This is a genomic window from Nocardia huaxiensis (assembly GCF_013744875.1).
GTDB classification, from domain to species: Bacteria; Actinomycetota; Actinomycetes; order Mycobacteriales; family Mycobacteriaceae; genus Nocardia; species Nocardia huaxiensis.
Map to the genome: position 1 here is coordinate 8,080,533 of NZ_CP059399.1, position 24,414 is coordinate 8,104,946.

Annotated in this window: 21 protein-coding genes; 9 read left to right on the forward strand and 12 right to left on the reverse strand. The window is 67.9% G+C overall.

Translation table 11 applies throughout. The features are described 5' to 3' along the window. The 5 genes from H0264_RS37010 to clpS all read right to left on the reverse strand — a co-directional run bounded on the left by H0264_RS37010 (position 1) and on the right by clpS (position 2,842). Positions 1 to 279 (reverse strand): MoaD/ThiS family protein, encoded by a 279-nt coding sequence (locus tag H0264_RS37010; RefSeq protein ID WP_181581841.1) that lies wholly within the window; start codon positions 277 to 279, stop codon positions 1 to 3. Positions 280 to 314: 35 nt separating this feature from the next. Next, positions 315 to 725 (reverse strand): M67 family metallopeptidase, encoded by a 411-nt coding sequence (locus tag H0264_RS37015; protein ID WP_181581842.1) that lies wholly within the window; start codon positions 723 to 725, stop codon positions 315 to 317. Positions 726 to 808: 83 nt separating this feature from the next. Continuing rightward, positions 809 to 1,879 carry a P1 family peptidase gene (locus H0264_RS37020; RefSeq protein WP_181581843.1) on the reverse strand — a complete coding sequence of 357 codons (1,071 nt, stop codon included), beginning with the start codon at positions 1,877 to 1,879 and terminating at the stop codon, positions 809 to 811. 14 nt (positions 1,880 to 1,893) lie between these two features. Then, complete coding sequence (aosR, locus tag H0264_RS37025; RefSeq protein ID WP_181581844.1) at positions 1,894 to 2,463, reverse strand: oxidative stress transcriptional regulator AosR; 570 nt, start codon at positions 2,461 to 2,463, stop codon at positions 1,894 to 1,896. Between the two features lie 22 nt (positions 2,464 to 2,485). Beyond that, a complete protein-coding gene (clpS, locus tag H0264_RS37030) occupies positions 2,486 to 2,842 on the reverse strand; it encodes an ATP-dependent Clp protease adapter ClpS (RefSeq protein WP_181581845.1) in 357 nt (118 codons plus the stop codon). A 135-nt stretch (positions 2,843 to 2,977) separates the two neighbouring features. On the opposite strand from clpS, the gene H0264_RS37035 reads away from it, so the two are divergent. From H0264_RS37035 to H0264_RS37045, 3 genes are all read left to right on the forward strand, one after another. Beyond that, complete coding sequence (locus H0264_RS37035; protein ID WP_181581846.1) at positions 2,978 to 4,291, forward strand: nicotinate phosphoribosyltransferase; 1,314 nt, start codon at positions 2,978 to 2,980, stop codon at positions 4,289 to 4,291. Positions 4,292 to 4,579: 288 nt separating this feature from the next. Further along, positions 4,580 to 5,149 carry a nicotinamidase gene (locus tag H0264_RS37040; protein ID WP_181581847.1) on the forward strand — a complete coding sequence of 190 codons (570 nt, stop codon included), beginning with the start codon at positions 4,580 to 4,582 and terminating at the stop codon, positions 5,147 to 5,149. 110 nt (positions 5,150 to 5,259) lie between these two features. Beyond that, a complete protein-coding gene (locus tag H0264_RS37045; protein WP_181581848.1) occupies positions 5,260 to 7,314 on the forward strand; it encodes an ATP-dependent DNA helicase in 2,055 nt (684 codons plus the stop codon). 152 nt (positions 7,315 to 7,466) lie between these two features. On the opposite strand, the gene H0264_RS37050 is transcribed toward H0264_RS37045, so the two are convergent. Continuing rightward, entirely contained in the window at positions 7,467 to 8,036 is a 570-nt protein-coding gene (locus H0264_RS37050) for a DoxX family protein (RefSeq protein WP_181581849.1), read from the reverse strand. A 125-nt stretch (positions 8,037 to 8,161) separates the two neighbouring features. Further along, positions 8,162 to 9,526, reverse strand: coding sequence for an NCS2 family permease (locus tag H0264_RS37055; protein WP_181581850.1), 1,365 nt, complete (start codon positions 9,524 to 9,526; stop codon positions 8,162 to 8,164). 267 nt (positions 9,527 to 9,793) lie between these two features. Between H0264_RS37055 and H0264_RS37060 the strand changes: the two genes are divergently transcribed. Next, positions 9,794 to 11,848 (forward strand): AMP-binding protein, encoded by a 2,055-nt coding sequence (locus H0264_RS37060; RefSeq protein ID WP_181581851.1) that lies wholly within the window; start codon positions 9,794 to 9,796, stop codon positions 11,846 to 11,848. A 6-nt stretch (positions 11,849 to 11,854) separates the two neighbouring features. Here the strand turns inward: H0264_RS37060 and glgP are convergent, their stop codons facing one another. After that, positions 11,855 to 14,422 carry an alpha-glucan family phosphorylase gene (gene glgP, locus H0264_RS37065; protein ID WP_181581852.1) on the reverse strand — a complete coding sequence of 856 codons (2,568 nt, stop codon included), beginning with the start codon at positions 14,420 to 14,422 and terminating at the stop codon, positions 11,855 to 11,857. Positions 14,423 to 14,509: 87 nt separating this feature from the next. Here glgP and H0264_RS37070 point away from each other — a divergent pair, with 87 nt between their 5' ends. The 3 genes from H0264_RS37070 to glgB all read left to right on the forward strand — a co-directional run bounded on the left by H0264_RS37070 (position 14,510) and on the right by glgB (position 19,387). Continuing rightward, positions 14,510 to 15,169 carry a PaaI family thioesterase gene (locus H0264_RS37070; RefSeq protein WP_181581853.1) on the forward strand — a complete coding sequence of 220 codons (660 nt, stop codon included), beginning with the start codon at positions 14,510 to 14,512 and terminating at the stop codon, positions 15,167 to 15,169. 67 nt (positions 15,170 to 15,236) lie between these two features. Then, positions 15,237 to 17,240, forward strand: a complete 2,004-nt coding sequence (locus H0264_RS37075) for an alpha-1,4-glucan--maltose-1-phosphate maltosyltransferase (RefSeq protein WP_181581854.1) — start codon at positions 15,237 to 15,239, stop codon at positions 17,238 to 17,240. Then, positions 17,237 to 19,387, forward strand: coding sequence for a 1,4-alpha-glucan branching protein GlgB (gene glgB / locus H0264_RS37080; protein ID WP_181581855.1), 2,151 nt, complete (start codon positions 17,237 to 17,239; stop codon positions 19,385 to 19,387). The genes H0264_RS37075 and glgB overlap by 4 nt, the downstream gene beginning before the upstream one ends. Before the next feature lie 120 nt (positions 19,388 to 19,507). Here the strand turns inward: glgB and H0264_RS37085 are convergent, their stop codons facing one another. The 3 genes from H0264_RS37085 to H0264_RS37095 form a co-directional block, all read right to left on the reverse strand. Continuing rightward, on the reverse strand, positions 19,508 to 20,362 hold the full coding sequence (locus tag H0264_RS37085; RefSeq protein ID WP_181586112.1) for a tetratricopeptide repeat protein: 855 nt from the start codon (positions 20,360 to 20,362) through the stop codon (positions 19,508 to 19,510). A 58-nt stretch (positions 20,363 to 20,420) separates the two neighbouring features. Then, on the reverse strand, positions 20,421 to 20,813 hold the full coding sequence (locus H0264_RS37090; protein WP_181586111.1) for a DUF3817 domain-containing protein: 393 nt from the start codon (positions 20,811 to 20,813) through the stop codon (positions 20,421 to 20,423). Between the two features lie 205 nt (positions 20,814 to 21,018). Beyond that, positions 21,019 to 22,200, reverse strand: coding sequence for an acetyl-CoA C-acetyltransferase (locus tag H0264_RS37095; RefSeq protein ID WP_181581856.1), 1,182 nt, complete (start codon positions 22,198 to 22,200; stop codon positions 21,019 to 21,021). Positions 22,201 to 22,315: 115 nt separating this feature from the next. Here H0264_RS37095 and mce point away from each other — a divergent pair, with 115 nt between their 5' ends. Beyond that, a complete protein-coding gene (gene mce, locus H0264_RS37100) occupies positions 22,316 to 22,786 on the forward strand; it encodes a methylmalonyl-CoA epimerase (RefSeq protein WP_231084241.1) in 471 nt (156 codons plus the stop codon). Positions 22,787 to 22,872: 86 nt separating this feature from the next. Beyond that, complete coding sequence (locus tag H0264_RS37105) at positions 22,873 to 23,838, forward strand: coiled-coil domain-containing protein (protein WP_181581858.1); 966 nt, start codon at positions 22,873 to 22,875, stop codon at positions 23,836 to 23,838. Between the two features lie 79 nt (positions 23,839 to 23,917). Here the strand turns inward: H0264_RS37105 and H0264_RS37110 are convergent, their stop codons facing one another. After that, positions 23,918 to 24,373, reverse strand: coding sequence for a hypothetical protein (locus H0264_RS37110; RefSeq protein ID WP_181581859.1), 456 nt, complete (start codon positions 24,371 to 24,373; stop codon positions 23,918 to 23,920). Between the last annotated feature and the right edge of the window lie 41 nt (positions 24,374 to 24,414).

Here is a 24,414-nt window from a genome sequence, read left to right on the forward strand (position 1 = left end):
TTAGCGTGCGCCGCCGGCGACCGCCGGAAGAATCGTGACGGTGCCGTCGGCGGGCACCTCGGCCTCGAGGCCGCCCGCGAAGCGCACGTCCTCGTCGTCGATGTAGATGTTCACGTAGCGGTTGAGCTTGCCGTCCTTGAGCAGGCGCTCCTTCAGGCCGGGGTGGCTGGCCTCGAGGTTCTCGATGAGCGCGGCCAGGGTGGCGCCTTCGCCCTGCACCCGCTTCTCACCTCCGGTGAGCGGACGCATGATGGTGGGGATGGACACGGTGACCGGCATGGCGGGGACTCCTTGCTAGATCCGGCGGAAGTTGTTCAGGCGGGGACGATTTCGACGGGTTCCTCGGTGACCACGCCGTCGAGAATCCGGTAGCTGCGCAGTTCGTGGTCCTGCGGATCGCGCGTGGAGATCAGCACGTAGTGCGCGTTCGGTTCGGAGGCGAAGGAGATGTCGGTGCGGCTCGGATACGCCTCGGTCGCGGTGTGCGAGTGATAGATGACCACCGGCTCCTCGTCCGCATCGTCCATCTCGCGCCACAGTTTCAGCTGCTCACCGGAGTCGAACTCGTAGAAGGTGGGCGAGCGGGCGGCATTGATCATGGGAATGAACCGCTCGGGGCGATCGGAGCCCTCGGGACCGGCGATCACGCCACACGCCTCGTCCGGGTGATCGGCGCGCGCGTGCGCGACCATCGCCTCCACCAGGTCGGCCCTGATCACCAGCACTGTACGAGTCCTTCCGCTCACCGCCCGACGCGTCGAAAGTCCGGGCAGTAGAATCGCTGTCGTCAACAGGTGAGGATATTCGGCTATTCCGGGCGTCCGCCGAACAGGTCCGAGTAGGCCGGGATACCGGCGACCGAGGTCGCAGCCAGGATGGCGTCGACGATGGCACGCTCCACGCAGACGGCGGCGGCGGTGCACAGCTGGTCCAGGATCAGCAGGTCCGGCGGAAAAGCCGGGGGCAGCGGGAAATTCGGGGCCGCCTCGGCGGTGCCGGTGGCCAGGGCGAAGAGGGTGTCACCGTCGAGGGGCGAGTGCGCGGGGCGGATGGCACGGGCCAGGCCGTCGTGGGCGGTGGTGGCCAGACGGCGGCAGCCGATGGGATCGAGCGCGGCGTCGGTGGCGACGACGCCGATGGTGGTGTTGAGGACGGTGCCCTTGACCGGCAGCGCATTGGCGGCCGTCAGCTGCTCGGCGGTCGCGGGATGCAGGCCGAAATGCTCAGGGCCGTCGGTGCCCGCACCCCACGGGAGGCCGGTGCGCGGATCGAAGACCGAGCCGACCGGATTCGCAACGATCAAGGCGCCCACGGTGATTCCGGCCGCCGGGCCGTCGGTGAAGCGAATGCTGGCACTGCCGACACCACCCTTGATCGAGCCCGCGCGGGCACCCGCGCCCGCGCCGACCGAGCCGCGCACGAAGTCCGTGCTCGCGTCCTCGGCGGCGAGGAAACCGAAGTCCGGGGTGGGGCGAATGCGCCAGTCCCCCACCGGAAGATCGAAGATCACCGCACCCGGCACGATGGGCACGACCCGGCTGGGGTCGGCCGGGTCCATCGGGATGCCTTCCTTGTGTTCCTCCAGCCAGCGCATGACCCCGTCGGCTGCGGCCAGCCCGTAGGCGCTGCCACCGGTGAGCAGAATCGCATTCGCCTGTCGCACCGTATTACCGGGATCGAGGAGATCGGTCTCGCGGGTGCCGGGTCCACCGCCGCGCACATCCACGGCCGCGACCGCTCCCCCCGGCACGCGCACCACCGTGCACCCGGTGGCCGCCCCGGTGCCGATGGTCGCGTCCGAATCGAGCGCCTGGTGATGGCCGACCAGCACACCACCCACGTCGGTGATCGAATTACGCGGTCCCGCAACACTGTTCACAGCAGCCTCCTCGGCTAAGGCGCCATCGCCTGCAGCAGCGAATCCTGCATCCAGGTGAGCCAGTGGTAGACCTCGAGGCTCGGCGCGCGCGGGTCGTCGTCGTCGAGGTGGTCGGGGGTGTCGGCGTCCACGCCGAGGGCGGTGCCCAGGGCCAGGCGGACGTCGTTGAGGGAGGTGAGCCAGGCGTCGGCCTGTTCGGGGGTGAGGACCACCTTGCCGCCCTGCGGCGGGAGGGTTTCCAGAATGACCAGGCCGGCGGCGACCTTGGTTTCGATGATCTCCGGTTCGTGCAGGCTGCGCAGGGCGCTGTTGAGGTCGGCGCGGTCGGCGTCGGGGGAACCGGGTTCGCTGCGGTGGAAGTCGGGGAGCAGGCGGCGCAGCCGCGGATCCTCCGGCGGGGTGCTGTTGCCCAGTTGTAGCCCGGTGAGGGCGGCGAGGTCGTCCTCGGGTACGTCGCGGGCCCGGTCGGTCAGCAGTCCGGTGACGGCGCCGACCAGCGATCGCAAAATCTCCGCTTCGTGAGCGTCCATTTCCGAGCGTAGTTTCGGCCCGCCCAGGGAGGTCTTTCTGCTCCACTTGCGCACGGGGCTACCGTAGTCGCTCGGTTCAGTCGTCACGCTGCATGGTCGCCCACAGGCCCGCCGCGTGTAGGCGTTGTACGTCGTGTTCCATTTTGTCGCGCGAGCCGGACGACACCACAGCCTTGCCCTCGTTGTGCACCTTCAACATCAGCTCGGTTGCCTTGCCTTTGCTGTAACCGAAGAGCTTCTGGAAGATGTAGGTCACGTAGTGCATGAGGTTGACCGGATCATCCCAAACGACCGTTACCCAGGGCCGATCCTCGGCCTCCAGGATTTCCGTGTACTCGATCGCCTCGGGAGTCGCCTGCGCCGCCGACAGTGTCATGATCGCGCCAGCCGGACCGGCGGCAATCCGGACAGCGTCTTCTGTGCACAGACCCATAACGTCAAGGGTACGACTCGACGCCGAAGAAACAACAGCCCAGGCGACACGCCGGTGGACCTCAGCATAGAAGGCGACGTGCCGAGAGCGGACGGCGCGACCGGACGACACGGCGGTGTGCCTACAGTGGGTTCCGTGAAGATCGCTGACGGAGTGGACAGCACCGCACTGCTGACCGACCAGTACGAACTCACTATGCTCGCCGCGGCGCTGGCCGACGGGTCGGCCAGTCGGCGTTGCACATTCGAGGTATTCGCCCGCAGGTTGCCGCACGGCCGGCGATACGGCGTGGTCGCGGGGACCGGTCGGTTGCTCGCCGCGCTGCGCGAATTCCGTTTCGGGGAGCCGGAACTCACGATCGCCGCGAAATTCCTGGACGCCCGCACCGTCGAGTGGCTGCGCGATTACCGGTTCACCGGGGACATCGACGGCTACCGCGAAGGCGAACTGTACTTCCCCGGCTCCCCCATCGTCACCGTGCGCGGCAGCTTCGCCGAATGCGTGGTGCTGGAGACCCTCATCCTCTCGATCTTCAACCACGACAGCGCCATCGCCTCGGCCGCCGCCCGCATGGTGAGCGCCGCCGGTGGCCGTCGCATGATCGAAATGGGTTCGCGCCGAACGCACGAGCTCGCGGCGCCGTCCAGCGCCCGCGCCGCCTACCTGGCCGGATTCGACGCCACCTCCAATCTGGAGGCCGCGCGCAGCTTCGGCGTGCCGACCGCGGGCACCAGCGCGCACGCCTTCACCCTGCTGCATTCCGGCGCGGACGGCGAACACGAGGCCGAGGCGTTCCGCAGTCAGGTGGCGGCACTCGGCATCGGCACGACCCTGCTGGTGGACACCTTCGACATCACCCGCGGCGTGGCCACCGCCATCGCGGTCGCCGGACCCGAATTGGGCGGCGTGCGCATCGATTCCGGTGACCTGGGCGTGCTGGCCCGGCAGGTGCGCGAGCAGCTGGACACGCTCGGCGCGAAGAACACCAAGATCGTGGTGTCGGGGGATCTGGACGAATACGCCATCGCCTCGCTGCGCGCCGAGCCGGTCGACGCCTACGGCGTCGGCACCTCCCTGGTCACCGGCTCCGGCGCGCCCACCGCGGGCATGGTCTACAAACTCGTCGAGGTCGAGGGCGTTCCGGTGGCTAAACGCAGTTCGCACAAGGAATCTCGCGGTGGCACCAAAAAGGCCATCCGGTTGGCGCGGCGCACGGGGACCATCGTGGAGGAAATCGTCTACCCGGCTTCCGGGCAGCGGCCGGAAACCAATGGCCACGAGGTGCACGAGCTGCAAACCCCGCTGGTCCGCGCGGGTGACGTGGTCGAGGGCCTGCCGACGCTGCGGGAGAGCCGGGAACTGGTGGCGCGCGGGCTGATCAGCCTGCCGTGGGAGGGTTTGAAGCTGTCGGACGGTGATCCGGCGATTCCGACGACTTTCGTGCGCTGACCCGGCGCGCCCGCTCATTGACGACGAGCATGACCGCGGTGACGATCGCCGCAATGGGTAATGCGCTCAGAAGCAGTTGGATCCAGGTCCGGTCGCCCAGCATCAGCCCGACACCGATGTAGACGGCGACACAGACCACGAAAGCCCACAGCGGACCCAGGATTCGCCCCATGGTGTTTCTCCTCAGCACAGCGGTACCGCCGCGTGGACCGGCCGTCGGCCGGGCGGCACAATGCAATACGCGGGCAGCAGCGCAGTAGTTCATTCGCCAGCACCGGGAGGTCTCCCATGAACCGAGCCCTGATCGTGGTCGACGTGCAGAACGATTTCTGCGAAGGCGGATCGCTCGCGGTCGCGGGCGGGGCGGCGGTCGCCGAGCGGATCAGCGAGTACCTCGGCGTCTCCGACTACGACGTCATCGTGGCCACCCGGGATCTGCACATCGATCCCGGCGCGCACTTCTCCGCGCAGCCGGATTACGTCGACACCTGGCCCCCGCACTGCCGCGCCGGGACCCCGGGCGCGGAATTCCATCCGAACCTGGACACCGCCCCGATCGACGAGGTCTTCTCCAAAGGCGCTTACACAGCGGCCTATTCGGGTTTCGAGGGCACCGCCTCCGACGGCAGGACCGCACTCGCCGACTGGCTGCGCGCCCGCGATGTCGACACCGTCGACGTGTGCGGCATAGCCACCGACCACTGCGTCCGCGCCACCGCCCTGGACGCCCGCGGCGCGGGCTTCGACACCCGCGTCCTGCTGGGTCTCACCGCCGCCGTCTCCCCCGCGACCCTGGAAACCGCGCTCGGCAAACTGCGCGCGGCGGGCGTGGAGCTGGCGGGAACCGTCGAGCGCTGAGGCGGCCTGCCGCGAGTCTCACCAGCGGCTTTCAGCCATGCGCCGGTCACACGGCCGCACACGCCATGGATCGCACGCGGCTTGTCGGGGCGGCCCAGTAATGTGGCCGCGTGCCCGAACTTCCTCCCGTCCCGAAGCTATTGGCAACCGCCGTGCAGGCGCTCGGAGGCAAGGAGCGCAAGGGCCAGCAGACCATGTCCGCTGCGGTGGCGCATGCCATCGACACCGGTGAGCATCTCGCGGTGCAGGCGGGGACGGGTACGGGTAAGTCGCTCGCCTATCTGGTGCCGAGCCTGCGGCACGCGGTGAAGACCGGGCGGACCGTCGTGGTGTCGACGGCGACCATCGCGTTGCAGCGGCAGCTGGTGGATCGGGATCTGCCGCGCCTGTCCGAGGCGCTGGCGGAGCCGCTGGGGCGGGTGGCGCAGTTCGCGATTCTCAAGGGGCGCAACAACTATCTGTGCCTGAACAAGGTGAACTCCGCGATTCCGGACGAGCCCGCCGAGGCGGAACTGTTCGACGCCTTCGCCATCTCACGGCTGGGGCGCGAGGTGCAGCGGCTCAACGAGTGGGTGTCGGAGACCGAAACCGGTGATCGCGATGAGCTCGCGCCGGGTGTGAGCGACCGCGCCTGGCGGCAGGTGAGCGTGAGTTCCCGGGAATGCCTGGGCAAATCGCGCTGCCCGTTCGGTCAGGACTGCTTCGCGGAGAAGGCGCGGGCCGAATCCGGGACGGCCGATGTGGTCGTCACCAATCACGCGCTGCTGGCCATCGATGCCATCAGCGGCATCCAGGTGCTGCCCGAACACGATGTGGTGGTCATCGACGAGGCGCACGAACTGGTCGACCGGGTGACGGGTGTGGCCACCGCCGAACTGTCCACCGCCGGCATCAGCGCGGCGGCCAAGCGCTGCGGCAAGCTCATCGACGAGCAGGAGATCGACCGGCTGGAGAGTGCCGCCGAAGCCTGGCACGGCCTGCTCGACGATCTGAATCCCGGCCGCTGGGACCGCATGCCGGACGGGGCCGCCCCGGTGCTGGCGCTCATCCGCGATGCCGCCTGGAATTGCCGCACCGCGCTCAATCCGCAGGGCGGCCAGACCCCGCAGGGTGATCCGGAGACGGCCGCCGCCCGCAATCAGGCTCTTGCGGCCGTCGAGGAGGTGCACGACGCGGTCGTGCGCGTGCTGGAGACCTTCGAGGAATCCGATCCGGCCGCACACCGCGATGTGGTGTGGCTGGCGTCGGAGGATGTGCGCGGGGTCGCGCGCCGCACCCTGCACATGGCCCCGCTGTCGGTGGGCGGGCTGCTGCGCAGCCGCCTGTTCGGTACCGCCACAGTGGTTTTGACCTCGGCCACCCTGCAGATCGGCGGTTCCTTCGACAATCTGGCGGTCACCTGGGGGCTGCCGCCGCAGTCGCCGGGCAAGGTGGATCCGGCATTGGCCAACGGCGCGGAGGCGCCCTCGGATTCCAGTGTCATCCGGTGGAATTCGGTGGACGTGGGCTCGCCCTTCGACCACGCGAAATCCGGAATCCTGTACGTGGCCAAGCATCTTCCCGCGCCGGGCCGCGACGGCCTGCCGCAGTCCTACATGGACGAGATCGAGCGTCTGATCCTCGCCGCCGGCGGGCGCACCCTGGGTTTGTTCTCGTCCATGCGAGCGGCCAAGGCGGCCACCGAGATTCTGCGCGAGCGCCTGGACACCCCGATCCTGTGCCAGGGCGACGACGCCACCGGCGCGCTGGTGAAGAAGTTCGCCGCCGACCCGGAAACCTCACTGTTCGGCACACTTTCGCTGTGGCAGGGCGTGGATGTGCCGGGCCCGTCGCTGAGTTTGGTGATCCTGGACCGTATTCCGTTCCCGCGCCCGGATGATCCGCTGCTGGTGGCGCGGCAGCGGGCGGTGGAATCGCGTGGGGGCAACGGTTTTCTGTCCATCGCGGCGAATCACGCAGCATTGTTGCTGGCGCAGGGAACCGGACGACTTCTGCGCAGTGTGGACGATCGCGGCGTTATCGCTATTCTTGATTCGCGTCTCGCGACCGCTCGCTACGGGGGATATCTCCGCGCCTCGCTGCCGCCGTATTGGGAAACTTCGGATCCCGAGGTGGTGACGAAGGCGCTCGAAAGGCTCACGAATACCGTGGCCTTAAACAAGTAAGCCCGTGTGAAAACAGTCACACGGGTGGTCTGCACTTCCGAACGGAAGTAAATTGGCTTTCGATGCTCCGGTGACCCCCAATTCCCACATCGGATGTATCCGTAGTCCCCGCGCCAAGCCCTGCACGCGGCGCGGGGACCCGAAACTTCTTCTTACAGAGCCCACTTCAGGATGAGCGTGACGACACCCGCTCCCAGGGCGACGGCCACCGCGAGGCCACCCCAGACCAGACCCTGACGCTGCCACGGGCGACCCGCGTCCAGCGAGAAGCGGCCCGGACCGGTGAAGGCCAGCGTGAAGGCCGCGATCGCGAACAGCAGCGCCATTTCGTAGCCGGGCTGCGCGCCGCCGAACAGTCCGTTGGACCAGGTGGCGTTGACCGCATTCACCATGGTGCCCAAGGCGATCGCGGCGGCCAACGGGGTGAGCAGCCCGAGCAGCAGGAGCAGTCCGCCGGTGAGTTCGCTCAGGCCGGCGAGGGTGCCGAACAGCTTGCCGGGGTTGTAGCCCATCTGCTCGAAGGCACCCTGGGTGGCTTCGAGGCCGTAGCCGCCGAACCAGCCGAACAGCTTCTGGGCGCCGTGCGCCGCCAGCAGTCCGCCGAAGCCGACGCGCAGGGCGAGCAGCCCGATGTCGCTGGCGTTCACGCCGTTTGCGGAGGTGGAAGCGTTTGCGGAGGAGTCGGAGAAGGTCTTCTCGAGGGCGTTTGCGGGTGCGGTCATGGCTTTCTCATTCCTCATCGTTCGGTTGCCTGTGGCGCGATCTTGCAAACGGACTGTAGTCCGCATCGCCGCCGACAGTGGGACTCAACTCACCCGGCAAGGACCGTATTCCCCGTGGGACTGCCTTATTCGGCCAAGAACCAGAAGTACGACAGGAAGACCGCCATGAGCACCCACATGACCGGATGCACCTCGCGCACCTTGCCGCGCGCCACCATGACCACCGGGTAGAACAGCAGGCCCATGGCGATGCCGTTGGCGATGGAGAACGTCAGCGGCATGAGCACCACGGTGATGAACGCCGGAACCGCGAATTCCAGCCGCGTCCAGTCGATCTCGCCGAGCGCTCGGGCCATGAGCACACCCACCACGATGAGCGCGGGCGCGGTCACCGCGGGCACCCCCGCCACCACCGCGAACAGCGGGAAGCAGAACATGGCCAGCAGGAACCAGCCCGCCGTGGACACCGCGGTCAATCCCGTGCGTCCACCCGCCGAGACACCGGCCGTGGATTCGACATACGCGGTGGTGGTCGAGGTGCCGATGATGGCGCCGGCCGCGGTGCCGACCGAGTCGGCGGCGAGGGCCTGCCCCGCGCGATCCAGCTTGCCGTCCTTGGTGAGCAGCCCCGCCTGATGCGCCACACCGATCAAAGTGCCGGAGGCGTCGAAGAAGTCGACGAAGAGCATGGTGAGCACGACGATCACCATCTTCTCGTTGGTGAACGCGTTGGGCAGGTGCACGATGGCCTGCCCGAAGGTCTGATCCAGGCCGTGCGGCAGCGCGGTCAGCGACTTCGGCAGTTCCACCAGACCGCAGACGATGCCGACCACGGTGGTGCCGAGGATGCCGTAGAGCACCGCGCCGTGCCACTTGAGCGCCAGGAAGATGACGGTCACCAGCAGGCCGAACAGCGCCAAGAGCGTGGTGCCCTTGTGGAAGTCGCCCAGGTGCACGAAGGTCGCCTCGTTGGCGACCACGATGCCCGCGTTCTTCAGGCCGAGGAAGGCCACGAACATGCCGATGCCGGCGCCGACGGCCAGCTTCATCTGCATGGGGATGGCGTCGATGATCTTCTCGCGCACCTTGGTGATGGCGAGGATGAAGAAGATGATGCCGGACAGCAAGGTGCCCGACAGTGCCTCCTGCCACGGGATGCCCATATTGAGCACGACCGTGTAGGCGAAGAAGGCGTTCAGCCCCATGCCGGGCGCCAGCGCGACCGGGTACTTGGCCCACAGGCCCATGACCAGGGTGCCGACCACGGCGGCCACCGCCGTCGCGGTGAACACGGCCTGCATGGGCATGCCCTTGTCGCCCAGCGCGCCCTGGTCGCCCAGGACCGAGGGGTTGACGGCGAGCACGTAGGACATGGCCAGGAAGGTGATGGTTCCGGCCATGAGCTCGCGTTTCACTGTCGAGCCGTGTTCGCTGATGCCGAAGTACGCGTCGACGCGCCCCTTGGTGCGCGTGAGGACGTCGCTGCTCATGAGTGTGGTGTCTCCAGTCGGCGGGAGGGTAGAAGGTGCCCTGCGCACCGTACTTGTCAGCTTTGCCGGATCTGCAACCGGCCCGGCGAATCGTGGGCAATCGCACGGGCCTGACGGTTGGATTACCTGCGGGTTTCACGCTATCGATCGGCAATTAACCTAATTACTGGCCGGTAATTACGGAGTCTTGACCAATACTGTCTGGGACGTTACAAATACGTAATCTGCCGGATCGTGGGGTGACCGGCCAAGCAGAATTGCACGCCCGTGGTTACTCAAGTCATCGACGCATCCGCAGAGTTCCCGATCGCTCGCAAAGCCTTATGGGATGTGCTCGTCGAGCCGCAGAATTACACCCGCCTGTTCCCCGGCATCGGCGCCGTCGACGAAGTGAACACCGTCGAGGAACATCCGACGCTGAACCTGCGCATCGGCGGGAACGGCATCGAGATCCGCACGCTCGTGGTGCAACTGCGCCTCGGCCGCGATCAGGACAGCTTCGAGATCCACTGCCCGTTCACCCGCAGCTTCGCCGCCGTCCGGCTGCGCGGCGACGGCTCCCGCACCCGGGTCAATGTCACCTACTTCGCGGCCGGGCTGGTGCATCCGCTGGTCGAGCAGCTCCCCAATTCCGCGGTGGTGACCTGGACCGTGGCCGGGCTCCGGCGCGCCGCCGACCTGGTGCTGGACTCCCCGACCTCGCTCATCGTGAACGGCGAGGACTCGATGGTGAAGCTGCAGGCCGGAGTCGCCAAGCAGATGGTGTTCTCCGGCGTCGTGCGCACCTATCGCCCCGATGTCGGGCTGAAACAGCTGGGCAGCATTGCCAAATGGGGCTTCAGCCTGGCCGGCGGGTACGCCGCGGCGGCGGCGCACTCCCCCGACCGCCCGGCGGTCATCGACGATCGGTACGCGAGCACCTTCGCGCAGCTGCACGAACGCACCAATGCGCTGGCGGGCGCGCTGACCACGCTCGGATTCGGGGCGGGCACCGGGATCGGGCTGCTGTGCCGCAACCACACCGGAATGGTCGAATGCATGGTGGCCGCGGGCAAGTCGGGCGCGGACTCCATCCTGCTCAATACCGGCCTGCCCGCCCGGCAGATCGAGGAGATCGCCGAACGGCACCGGATCTCGGCGCTGTTCGTGGACTCCGAATTCGAGCCGCTGGTGCGGTACCTGCCCCCGACACTGCCGCGCTTCCTGACCGACGACCTGCGGCAGCGGCAGGGGCTGACCACCCTCGAAGACCTCATCGCCATGCGCACCAGCCCGCCGCGCAAACCCCCGCGGCCGGGCCGGCTGATCGTGCTGACCTCGGGCACCAGCGGCACCCCGAAGGGCGCGAAACGGCCGCACCCCAAGGGTTTCGGCACCGTCGCGGCGCTGCTGTCCCGCATTCCGTTCGGCGTCAACGAGACCATGCTGATCCCCTCGCCGCTGTTCCACACCTGGGGACTGGCCGCACTGCAGATCTCGACGGCCATTCGCGCCACCGTGGTGCTGTCGGATCGCTTCGACGCCGAGGACTGCCTGCGCCAGATCGCCGAACACAAGGTGACGGCCTTGATCGTGGTGCCGGTCATGGTGAACCGCATCCTGGACCTGCCCACCCACGTGCGCGCCCGCTACGACCTGTCCAGCCTGAAGATCGTGGCCAGTTGCGGTGCGCCGCTGGCGGGTTCGGTCGTGGTGCGGTTCCTCGACACCTTCGGCGACATCCTCTACAACGTGTACGGCTCCACCGAGGTGTCGTGGGCCTCCATCGCCGACCCGCAGGACCTGCGGCTCTCGCCCACCACGGCCGGACGGCCGCCACTGGGCACGAAAATCGGTGTGCTGGGCCAGGATCGGCGGCCGGTGCCGGTCGGCACCGTCGGGCGGATCTTCGTCGGCAATCACATGCTCTTCGACGGCTACACCGACGCCACGCCGCCCGACGAGGCCAACGGCATGCTGGACACCGGCGATATCGGCTACCTGGACGCCTCCGGAAAGCTGTTCGTGGCCGGACGCGACGACGAGATGATCATCTCCGGCGGCGAGAACGTCTTCCCGCGCGCGGTCGAGGAGGCGCTGTCACATCTGCCGCAGGTGAGCGAGGTCGCGGTGGTCGGAGTGCCGGATCACGAATTCGGGCAGCGGCTGGCGGCTTTCGTGGTGAAACGGCCCGGCTCCGGCCTGGATTCGGAGATGGTGCGAAACTACATCCGGCACCGGGTGAGCCGGTTCTCGGTGCCGCGCGACGTGACCTTCCTGGACGCCCTGCCGCGCAATGCGACCGGGAAGATCCTCAAACGCACACTGGTACAGCCGATCTGAGCACGGTTACGGGCTGGGGGTGGCGACCAGCCCGAATTCGGCATCGGTGGCCAGCAGCGGGTGATGCGGCAGGATGCGGATGGTGTAGCCGACCGCACCGGACAGCGGCACCGGGGTTTCCACCTCGAAAACCTCTGTGCCGGACTCGGTTCCGGCGTGCGTCATGGCGATGGCGGTGATGTCGGTGAGGTCGTCGGTGGGTGAGACGCGGCCCAGGACCGCCTGCACGCTCACATCCGCCGGGGCGAGACCGCCCAGATCGATGCGGGCGCGCAGCGACAGGTCCGCGCCGATGACCGGGGTGTCGGGCAGGCCGGAGCTGTCCACCTGGAGGACTTTCACTGCGGGCCAGGCGGATTCGATGCGGCGGCGGTATTCGGCGAGCGCCTTCGCGCCGGCGAAATCATCCCTCGAGACGGCCTGATAGCCGGCCGCCGCCGGGGCGTAGTAGTCGACGGCGTAGTCCCGGACCATGCGGGAGGCGAGGACTTTCGGGCCGAGGGTCTGCAGCGTGTGGCGGACCATTTCCATCCAGCGCACCGGGATGCCGTCGTGATCGCGGTCGTAGAAGCGCGGCAGCACTGCGCGTTCCAGCAGTTCGTAGAGGGCCGACGCCTCCAGATCGTCGCGGCGGGTCTCGTCGCGGACGCCGTCGGCGGTGGGGATGGACCAGCCGTTCTCGCCGTCGTACATCTCGTCCCACCAGCCGTCCCGGATGGACAGGTTGAGGCCGCCGTTGAGCGCCGACTTCATGCCGGAGGTGCCGCAGGCTTCCAGGGGGCGCAGCGGATTGTTCAGCCACACATCGCAACCCCAGTACAGGTAGCGGGCCATGGACATGTCGTAGTCGGGCAGGAAGACGATGCGGTGCCGCACCGCCGGATCGTCGGCGAAGCGCACCACCTGCTGGATGAGCGCCTTGCCGCCCTCGTCGGCGGGATGGGATTTGCCCGCCACCACCAGCTGCACCGGGCGCTCCGGGTCGAGCAGCATGGCGCGCAGACGATCCGGATCGCGCAGCATGAGGGTGAGACGCTTGTAGGTGGGGACGCGGCGGGCGAAGCCGACGGTCAGCACGCGCGGGTCGAAAACCTCGTCGATCCAGCCCAATTCGGCCGGGGCCGCGCCGCGCTCCAGCCAGGACTTGCGCAGGCGACGGCGCACCTCCTGAGTCAGGATGCCGCGCAAGGCGTTTCGGGTCGACCACAGTTCGCTCAGGTCCACATCGCAGAGCCGTTCCCAGCCGCGCGCCTCCTCCACCAGCTCGTCGCCGATGAGTTCGCGGGCCTTGTCGATCCATTCGCGCGCCGCCCAGGTGGGGGCGTGCACGCCATTGGTGACCGAGCCGATCGGCACCTCGGCGGTGTCGAAGCCGGGCCACAGCGGCGCGAACATGTCCCGGCTGACCTCACCGTGCAGCTTCGACACGCCATTGGCGCGCTGGGCGAGTCGCAGGCCGAGGTGAGCCATGTTGAACACCGACGGATCGGTCTCGCGGCCCATGGCGAGAATGCGATCCACCGAAACACCGGGCAGCACAGTGGATTCCCGCTCGCCGTGCGCGCCGCCGAAATAGCGGCGCACCAGGGCGCTCGCGAAGCGGTCGATGCCGGCGGGGACGGGGGTGTGCGTGGTGAACACGGTTCCGGCGCGGACGGCGGTCAGCGCGGAGTCGAAATCCATTCCGGCGGCCATGAATTCACGGATGCGCTCGATGCCGAGGAAACCGGCGTGGCCTTCGTTCATGTGGAAGACGTCCGGATCGGGCAGGCCGTTGGCGCGGGTGTAGGCGCGCACCGCCCGCACCCCGCCGATACCGGCGAGGATCTCCTGCTTGATCCGGTGATCCTGATCGCCGCCGTACAGCCGGTCGGTGACCGCGCGCAGCTCGGGATCATTGTCGGCGATATCGGAATCCAAGAGCAGCAAGGGAATCCGGCCCACCTGCGCGATCCATACCCGCGCCCGCAGCACCCGCCCCTCCGGCATGGCCACATGGATCAGCACCGGCGCGCCGCGCTCTGTGAGCAGGCGCAGCGGCAGTCCCTGTGGATCCAGCGCCGGATAATGCTCCGCCTGCCACCCGTCCGCGGTCAGCGACTGCCGGAAATACCCTGAGCGATACAGCAATCCGACGCCGATGAGCGGCAGCCCCAGATCCGACGCCGCCTTCAGATGATCGCCCGCCAGAATCCCGAGCCCGCCCGAATAATTGGGCAGCACCTCGGTGACCCCGAACTCCATGGAGAAGTACGCGATCCCGCGCGGCCCGCTCTGCTGCTTCTGGAACCACCGCGGCCGCGCCAGATACTCCGCGAGATCAGCCGCCGCCGCATCCACCCGCCGCGTGTACGCCGCATCCGCCGCGAGCTCGTCGAGCCGCTCGGCCGGCACCTCCCCCAGCATCCGCACCGGATCGTGCCCGACCTCGAGCCACAGCGCCGGATCCAGCTCGGCGAACACATCCTGCGTCGGCCCGTGCCAGGACCATCGCAGGTTGGTTGCCAGCTCGGTCAATGCCGAGAGCCGCTCGGGCAGGTGAGCGCGAACAGTGAATCGACGCAGTGCCTTCACCTGCTAGACCCTACCCGGTACCAGCTCACACGAGCGTTTACCGCTACCCGAAGGCGGCACACCGCGAGCAACCGATAACGTGTTCTTATGAGCGAGCAGCAGGTCGAGGCTCTTCCGACCGAACCGTCCGAGGAGCATCACGAGGGCGGGTTCCGGCCGGTGACCGAACTCGGCCGGGACAACTCGATCGGCGGACCCCACTACGGGGAGCTGATCGAGCAGGTACGCGAGCTGATGGACAAGGCCCGGCTGGTCAGTCCGACCGACGCGCTGGCGCAGGATGCGATCGCCACGCTGAAGGAGCTGAACGACAAGCTCGACGCGGCCGTGGTCGACGAATGGTCCGCACCGACCTGGCATCGCACCGATCTGCCGTCGCGGGGCAACATCACGCTGCCGCCGTTCCTGGTGGACTCCGCGAGCCGCGACGGCGTGCACGCGCGGATCACCTTCCGCACCTTCCATCTCGGCGGCAACAATGCCGCGCACGGCGGGCACATCGCGCTCGGGTTCGACGATCTGCTGGGCATGACGGCGGCCGTGCACACCAAGGCCGTCACCCGCACCGGCTATCTGCACGTCGACTACCGGTCCATCACGCCGTTGAACACCGAACTCCAGGTGCACGGGTGGGTCGAGCGCGTCGAGGGTCGCAAGGTGTTCGTGCGCGCCACCCTGCACGACGGCGACCGGCTCTGCGCCGAGGCCAACGGGCTGTTCGTGCTCCTGAAGCCGGGTCAGCAGTAGCGGGCCCGGCACGCGCCACACCTGTCCGGAACGCCGTCGCGGGACGGCACCCGGTAAGTTCGATTCCGTGACCGGCCGCATCGCCATCGATGACACCGCCCCCGCGATTCCCGGCGGCCGGCCGTCGAAAGCCGTGGTCGGTGAGGTCGTTCCGGTGCGGGCCGTCGTCTGGCGCGAGGGCCACGAGGCGGTAGCGGCGACGCTGGCCGTCCGAGCGCCCGGATCGTCACGCACACAGCGCATTCGCATGACGCCCGAGTACGAGCCGGATGTCTTCAATGCCGTGTTCACCCCGACCAAGCCGGGCGCGTGGACCTTCCGCATCGAGGGCTGGAGCGACCCGATCGCCACCTGGCGATCCGGGGTCGAGGCCAAGCTGGCGGTCGGGCAGAGCGCGGTCGATCTCGCCAATGACCTGGAGATCGGGGCGCGGCTGCTGGATCGGGCCGCACAGGCGGTGCCGAAGAAGCAGTGGGAAGTCCTGCGCGCCGCGGCCGTCGCGCTGCGCGGTGACGCGCAACTGCCCGCACGGGTGGCCCCGGCCTTCAGCGCCGAGGTGAGCGAGATCCTGCGCGCGACCCCGTTGCGCGAACTGGTGACCGGCGGACCGCAGCACACCGTGCTGGTCGAACGACAGCGCGCGCTGTACGGCGCCTGGTACGAATTCTTTCCGCGCTCGACCGGCGGCTGGGATGCCGACGGCAAACCGGTGCACGGCACCTTCGCGACCGCCGCCGAGGATCTGCCGCGCATCGCCGCCATGGGATTCGATGTGGTGTATCTGCCGCCCGTCCACCCCATCGGGAAGGTGAATCGCAAGGGGCGCAACAACTCCCTGACCGCCGAGCCCGAAGACGTGGGCTCGCCGTGGGCCATCGGGTCGGACGAGGGCGGGCACGACGCCATCCACCCGCAGCTGGGCACCGAGCGCGACTTCACCGACTTCGTCACCGCCGCACGGGAATTGGGCATGGAGGTGGCGCTCGACCTGGCTCTCCAGTGCGCGCCGGACCATCCGTGGGTGGCGGCGCATCCGGAATGGTTCACCACCCTGCCGGACGGCACCATCGCCTTCGCGGAGAACCCGCCGAAAAAGTATCAGGACATCTACCCGCTCAACTTCGACAATGACCCGGACGGGCTGTACGCCGAGGTGCTGCGCGTGGTGCGGCACTGGATCGGGTTGGGCGTCAAGATATTCCGCGTCGACAACCCGCACACCAAGCCCGCCGACTTCTGGGAGTGGCTGATCGCGCAGGTGCACCGCGACCACCCGGACGTGGTGTTCCTGTCCGAGGCGTTCACCCGCCCGGCCCGGCTCTACGGGCTGGGGCGGCGCGGATTCAGCCAGTCCTACACGTATTTCACCTGGCGCACCAGCAAGTGGGACTTCGTCGAATTCGGCAACGAACTGGCCGCCAAGGCCGACGAGGCGCGGCCGAACCTGTTCGTGAACACCCCCGACATCCTGCACGAGAGCCTCCAGCACGGCGGGCCGGGCATGTTCGCCATCCGCGCCGTGCTGGCCGCGACGCTGGCCCCCACCTGGGGCGTCTACTCCGGATTCGAACTCTTCGAGCATGTGGCCGTGCACGCGGGCAGCGAGGAGTACCTCGACTCGGAGAAGTACGAGCTGCGCCCGCGCCCCTTCACCGCGGCCGCCGCACGCGGAGAATCCCTGGAGCCGTTGATCACTCGCCTCAACGAGATCCGGCGCGCACATCCGGCGCTACAGCAGTTGCGCTGCATCCACTTCCACCACACCGACAGCGACTTCCTGCTCGCCTACTCGAAATTCGATCCCACCACCGGTGACGCCGTGCTGATCGTGGTGAACCTCAATCCTTTCGGACCGGAACAGGGCATGGTGTCGCTCGATCTGCCCGCCATCGGCCGCGAATGGCACGACCGTTTCGTCGTCCACGACGAACTCAGCGGCGAGGAATACCACTGGGGCCAGAGCAATTACGTGCGCCTGGACCCGGCACGGGCGGTGGCGCACATCCTCACCCTGCCGCCGGTCCCCGCCGCCCTGCGCACCGAGCTCGCACACAGACGCTCGTTCCGATGAACCGGCGCGACCTGCTGCTGCTCGCGGCCGGTACCCACCCCGACCCGCACACCGTGCTGGGGGCGCACGAGCATCCGGACGGGACGATCATCCGGGTGCTGCGGCCGCAGGCCGAATCCGTGCACGCCCGGATCGGCGGGACGGACCATCCGCTCGAGAATGTGGGGCACGGGGTATTCGAGGGCGTGGTGCCGTTTCCGGAGCTGTGGGACTACCGGGTGGTCACGTCGTATCCGGGCGGGCAGACCACGGTCGACGCGGACGGCTACCGGTTCCTGCCGACCCTCGGGGACCTGGATCTGCATCTGCTCGGCGAAGGACGGCACGAGCGGCTGTGGGAGGCGCTGGGGGCGCATGTGCGGCGCTACACCACCCTCGACGGGGAGGTGGCCGGGACCTCGTTCGCGGTGTGGGCGCCGAATGCGCGGGGCGTCAGCGTGATCGGCGATTTCGACGGGTGGGGCGGGCACACCGCGCCCATGCGCAGGCTCGGCGATTCCGGGGTGTGGGAGGTGTTCCTACCCGGGGTCGGGGCGGGCACCCGCTACAAGTACCGGGTGCACGGGGCCGACGGGCGCACGGTCGATCACGCCGATCCGATGGCCTTCGGCACCGAAACACCGCCCGCCACAGCGTCCGTCGTCACCGAGAGCGGGCACGAATGGGGTGATCGGCAGTGGGTGGCGGCGCGGGAGGCCCGCGATCCGACCCGCTCGCCCATGAGCGTCTACGAGGTGCACCTGGGTTCCTGGCGGCACGGGCTGCACTATCGGGAACTGGCCGAACAACTCGCCGATTACGTTGCGGAACACGGCTTCACGCATGTCGAACTGCTACCCGTGGCCGAGCATCCGTTCGGCGGCTCCTGGGGATACCAGGTCACCTCCTACTATGCGCCGACCGCGCGCTTCGGCTCCCCCGACGACTTCCGCTGGTTCGTGGATCACCTGCACCGCAAAGGAATCGGCGTCCTTCTCGACTGGGTGCCGGCGCACTTCCCGCGCGACGACTGGGCCCTCGCACGGTTCGACGGCACCGCCCTCTACGAGCACGCCGACCCCCGCCGGGGCGAGCAACTCGACTGGGGCACCTACATTTTCGACTTCGGCCGGCCCGAGGTCCGCAACTTCCTGGTCGCCAACGCGCTGTACTGGATCGAAGAGTTCCACATCGACGGCCTGCGCGTGGACGCCGTCGCCGCCATGCTCTACCTCGACTACTCCCGCCCCGACTGGGAGCCCAATATTCACGGCGGCCGGGAGAACCTGGAGGCGGTGGCCTTCCTTCAGGAAATGAATGCCACTGTGCACAAACATCATCCGGGCGTGGTGACCGTCGCCGAGGAATCCACCACCTGGCCCGGCGTCACCCGCCCCACCGAGGTCGGCGGGCTCGGCTTCACCATGAAATGGAATATGGGCTGGATGCACGACACGCTCGGCTACCTGGCCCACGATCCGGTGCACCGCAGCTGGCACCACAACGAGATCACCTTCTCGCTCACCTACGCGTGGAGCGAGAACTATGTGCTGCCGATCAGCCACGACGAGGTCGTCTACGGCAAGGGCACACTGTGGACGCGCATGCCCGGCGACGATTTCACCAAGGCCGGTGGCGTGCGCGCCCTGCTCGCCTACATGTGGGCGCATCCGGGCAAGCAGCTGCTGTTCATGGGCCAGGAGTTCGGGCAGTTCCGGGAGTGGAACCACGATCGCGGCCTGGACTGGAACGAGCTGGAAAACCCACTGCACCAAGGCATCCGGACGCTGGTACGCGATCTCAACACCGTCTACGCGGCACAACCGGCGCTGTGGAGCCAGGACACCTCACCGGGCGGCTACGCCTGGATCGACGCCGACGACCGCGACAACAACGTCCTGTCGTTCCTGCGCTACGGCAGCGACGGCTCGATCATCGCCTGCCTCTACAACTTCTCCGGCTCCGAACACCGCGATTACCGGGTGGGCCTGCCCGCCGCCGGCGAGTGGCGCGAGATTCTCAATACCGACGCGATCGCCTACGGCGGCAACGGCATCGGCAATCTCGGCGCGGTCACCGCCACCGCCGAACCCTGGCACGGCCGCCCCGCCTCCGCCGTGGTCACGCTGCCGCCCAGCAGCGGCCTGTGGCTCACCCCAACCGACTGAAACATCGCACTGGCCCACCGGTTGCTGCTGCGCACCGGCAGCTACGACGGGCACTGACGAACGGCAACGGGCCCCCGTCCATCCGACGGGGGCCCGTTGCCGCACTTCGAGATTCGGAACTCAGTACAGCGCGGTCGCCAGCTTGCGCCGCGCCGCCACCACGATCGGCTCGGCCGGATCGAAGAGCTCGAACAGCTCCAGCAGATGCGTGCGCACCCGCGTGCGGTCATCGCCGGCGGTGCGCTTCACCTGCGCGATGAGGCGATCGAAGGCCGCATCCGGCTGCTGGTTGAACATCTCCAGATCGGCCGCCGCCAGCGCCGCGTCGATATCGGCCGGATCGGCGTCGGCCTTGGCCAGCGCCGCCGGATCGATCTCCTGCACGCGGGCGATGAACTGTACCTGCCGCAGCGCCGCCTTGGCCTCGGCATTGGCCGGCTCGGCATTCAGGATGGCCTGGTAGGCGGCGATCGCGGTATCGAATTCGCCACGCTCCAAAGCCTCTTCGGCCGCCACGAAACGCGGATCCTCCGGCGCCTGCGGCTCCTCCTCGCCGGCCGCGCCGTCGCCGGACAGCTTGCCGCGCACGGCATCCACCACCGCGGCCAGCCACTGCGTCACCTGCGCCTCGGGCTGGTTACCCGTGAAATCGGCCAGCGGCTGGCCCGCGGCCACCGCGATCACGGTCGGAATGCCCTGCACCCCGAACGCCTGCGCGATGCGCATATTGGCCTCGGCCTCGATGGTGGCCAGATCCCACTCGGTAGTCTGAGAAGCCAAGCGCTCCAACAGCTTCACCAGTTCGATGCTGCCCGGGCTGCGCTGCGAGTACAGCACCACCACAACCGGCACCTGAGTGGAGCGCCGCAGCACCTTGGTCTCGAAATCGGCCTCGGTGACGGCGTGCCCACCGGGCACCTCACCCGGCGCGGCGGCGGGCTGCTTCAGTGCGGACAGATCAACCGCGCCGGACATTGCGGCGGCGACGGCGGCGGAAGGGCGTCGTGCAGGTCGAGTCACGACATCCAGTCTGTCACGAACGCGCGGGGACCGGGTTCACGGCGTCGCTCAGCTCGCCCAACCGGCCCGTGCGAATGGCCCAGCGCTCGAACCACACGGTGAAGAAGGGCGGAATGCTCGCACCCAGGGCCAGCAGCGTGGTGCGGCGGTTCCACTCCAGCTCACGCGCCGCGAGCAGCGTGACGAGCAGGTAGAAGATGAAGACCGCGCCGTGGATCGGGCCGAAGATCTTCACGCCGATGACGATCTGCGGATCTGTCATCACATTCAGCGCGTCGAGCAGCTTCGGAATCCATTTGAACGCCATGCCGACCAGCAGGCCGGCCCAGGAGACCGCCTCTAGCACCGCGAAGAAACGGAAACGTTTGGCCACAGTGCCGAGATCGAGAAAGCCCATGCCGCCCATTGTGCCGTACATCTACGACGCGTTGTCGTGGAGATGCTCACACTCACCATCCCGGCATGCCCCCTCCGTCATCCCGGCATGCCCCCTCCGTCATCCCGGCATGCTTTTGGCCGGGATCCACGCGGGTAAGTGCTGCCCCGACTGTGTGGATCCCGGCCAAGAAGCGCGCCGGGATGACGTGGCGGTCGATCCCGGAATACGCGAGCTACTGCACGCGGACGATGAGCGCGTCACCCTGGCCGCCGCCACCGCACAGCGCGGCCGCACCGACGCCGCCACCGCGACGCTTCAGCTCGAGGGCCAGGTGCAGCACGATGCGCGCGCCCGACATGCCCAGCGGGTGGCCGATGGAGATGGCGCCACCGTTGACGTTCACCTTGTCGGCGTCGATGCCCAGCTTGCGGGTGGAGGCGATGCCGACCGCCGCGAACGCCTCGTTGATCTCGACCAGATCCAGGTCGGCCGGCGAAATGCCTTCCTTCGCACAGGCTTTCGCGATGGCGTTGGCGGGCTGATCCTGCAGGGTCGAGTCCGGACCGGCGACCACGCCGGCCGCGCCGATCTCGGCGATCCAGCTCAGCCCCAGCTCCTCGGCCTTGGCCTTGCTCATCACGACCACGGCGGCCGCGCCGTCGGAGATCTGCGAGGCGGTGCCCGCGGTGATGGTGCCGGTCTTGGAGAAGGCCGGACGCAGCTTGCCCAGCGACTCGACCGTGGTGTCGGCGCGAATGCCCTCGTCCTGCGCGAAGACGATCGGGTCGCCCTTGCGCTGCGGGATGGACACCGGCACGACCTCGTCCTCGAAGACGCCGTTCTTCCAGGCGGCGGCGGCCTTCTGGTGCGAGGCGGCGGCGAAGGCGTCCTGCTCCTCGCGGGTGATGGTGTCGGTGGCATTGCGCTGCTCGGTGAGCGCGCCCATGGCCTGATCGGTGAAGATGTCGTGCAGGCCGTCGTAGGCCATGTGGTCGCGCAGGGTCACGTCGCCGTACTTGAAGCCCTCGCGGCTCTTCTCCAGCATGTGCGGGGCGCGGGTCATGGATTCCTGGCCGCCGGCGACCACGATCTCGTACTCACCGGCGCGAATCAGCTGATCCGCCAATGCAATCGCATTGATGCCGGACAGGCACACCTTGTTCAGGGTGAGGGCCGGGACGTCCATCGGGATGCCCGCGGCGACGGCCGCCTGCCGGGCCGGGATCTGGCCCGCGCCCGCGGTGAGCACCTGGCCCATGATCACGTAATCGACCTGCTCCGGCTGGACGCCGCCCTTCTCCAGGGCCGCCTTGATGGCGAAGCCGCCGAGATCGGAGCCGCTGAAGTCCTTCAGGGAGCCGAGCAGCCGGCCCACCGGGGTGCGCGCGCCGGAGACGATGACGGTGGTGGTCACGTTGAGCCCTCGCTTACGTTGTAATGTCCCTGCTCCGCCAACCTTCGGAGCACTACTCAAAGGTAACCGGTGCGCTGCGGGCAGCCGCCTTCAGGTGCGCGCTACCGTTCCAGTTGTGAGCAACACCGAGAACACCGAATTCATCCCCGCCGAATACGTCACGGCCGTCGATCATGTGGGCATCGCGGTGCCGGATCTCGATTCCGCTGTGGCCTGGTACCGAGACAATCTCGGGATGGTCGAGACGCATCGCGAGATCAACGAAGCGCAGGGCGTTCACGAGGCCATGCTGTCGTTTGCGAGCGCACCGGAAGGCTCGGTCGCCCTGCAGTTGCTGGCACCCTTGAACGAGGCGTCCACGATCGCCAAGTTCATTGATCGAAACGGGCCTGGCCTGCAGCAGCTCGCCTATCGCGTGACCGATATCGATGCTGTCGCCACGTATCTGCGTACACGGGGCTTGCGTTTGCTGTACGAGGCCCCGCGCGCCGGAACCGCTGGTTCCCGCATCAATTTCATCCATCCGAAGGATGCTGGCGGTGTGCTGGTCGAACTCGTGGAACCCTCCGCGAAATCTACCCACTAGTACCGGGATCAGCGAGACTAAAGACCCTGTAACAACATTCGCGGTCGGGTCACCATCGGTGGTCGACAGGCTGTATTTTGTGGGTCATGTCGTCCACTGAGCCCGATCGTAATCGCTTCGTTGCACTGCCCTTTACCGTCGTGCGGAAGGGCTATGACCGTGACGAGGTGCGTAACTACTTCGACCGTTTCGACGCCGAGCTAAGGGTCACCGCCACCGATCGCGATGCCGCCGCAGCCCAGGCCCGCAACCTGGCGGCCCAGCTGGAGGACGCCCGCGACGAGATCGACGAGCTCCGCAAGGAGGTCGACCGGCTGTCCGTGCCGCCGACCACCGCCGAGGGCATGTCGGACCGCATCTCCCGCATGCTGCGCCTGGCTTCCGACGAGGCCTCCGAGGTCCGTGCGCAGGCCCAGGCCGAGGCCGCCGAAATGATTTCGATCGCCGAACAGCAGGCGACCGAAATGCGCGGTAAGTACGAATCGCTCCTCTCCGAGACCAAGGAGAAGCGCGAAGCCCTCGAAATCGAGTTCGAGCAGACCCTCGCCAACGCGCGTTCCGAGTCCGCCAAGATCGTCGAGGCCGCCAACGCCGAGGCCGACCGCCTCACCAAGGAGTCCGAGGCCAAGCGCAAGGCCACGCAGCAGGACTTCGAGGTCACCATGGCCGAGCGCCGCACCAAGCTCACCCGCGCCATGGAGGAGCTCGAGGCCACCTCCCGAGCCGAGGCCGCCCAGCGCATCAAGGACGCCACCGACGAGGCCAACCGCCTCATCACCTCGGCCACCAACACCGCCGACCGCAAGATCGCGCACGCCAAGGAACTGGCCGAAGAAATGCGCGTCCTGCGCGGCCGCGTCCTGGCCCAGCTGCTCGGCATCCGCGGCCAGCTCGACTCCGTCCCGGCCATGCTGGCGGCGGTCAACCGCGAAAGCGAACTGCTCGACGGCGCCCCCGAACAGCGCTCGCTGAACAAGGGCGGCCGCAAGGCCATCACCGACCGCGAGGAAGAGGTCGTCGACGAAGAGCGCGAAAACGCCGACGTCTCGTAGTTAACCGAATCCGACCGGGCGACAACATAATTCATCCGAAGGCCGCTCCCAGCAGGGAGCGGCCTTCCTTATGGGCGGACTAGGAGCCGCCGGAGGAACTGCCGGAGGTGAGAGCGGAGATGACGCTGCAGGCACTGCCACTGCTGGGCCCGCACGGAATCTCGGTCACCACATACTCCGTCGACTTCGAACTCACGACCCGCCCGGAGGCATCGCGCTGTTCCGCGACGACACGGTGCGTCCCCTTGGTGGTCGGGTACCAGCCCATGCTCGCGAAGTTCGCTGTGGGGCTGCAGGAATCGAAGGGAACAGCCTTGGGGACGAGCGGCTGATCGGTGATCAGCGTGCCATTGTCGAACACCCACACGGGCGAGCAATTGTCGGTGACGACCTGGATACTCCAGTCACCGATGCCCAGGACCTCGCCGACGGCGGTCACGCTCACGACGTCCGCGGCGGCCACCGGGGTTCCTGCCCAGGTGGCAGCGATTGCGGCAAAGCTCGCCGCAGCCAAGGCGATTCGGTTCGTTCTCACGACAACTCCCTATGAAATGCAGACGTTTCAGTCCAGGGGAA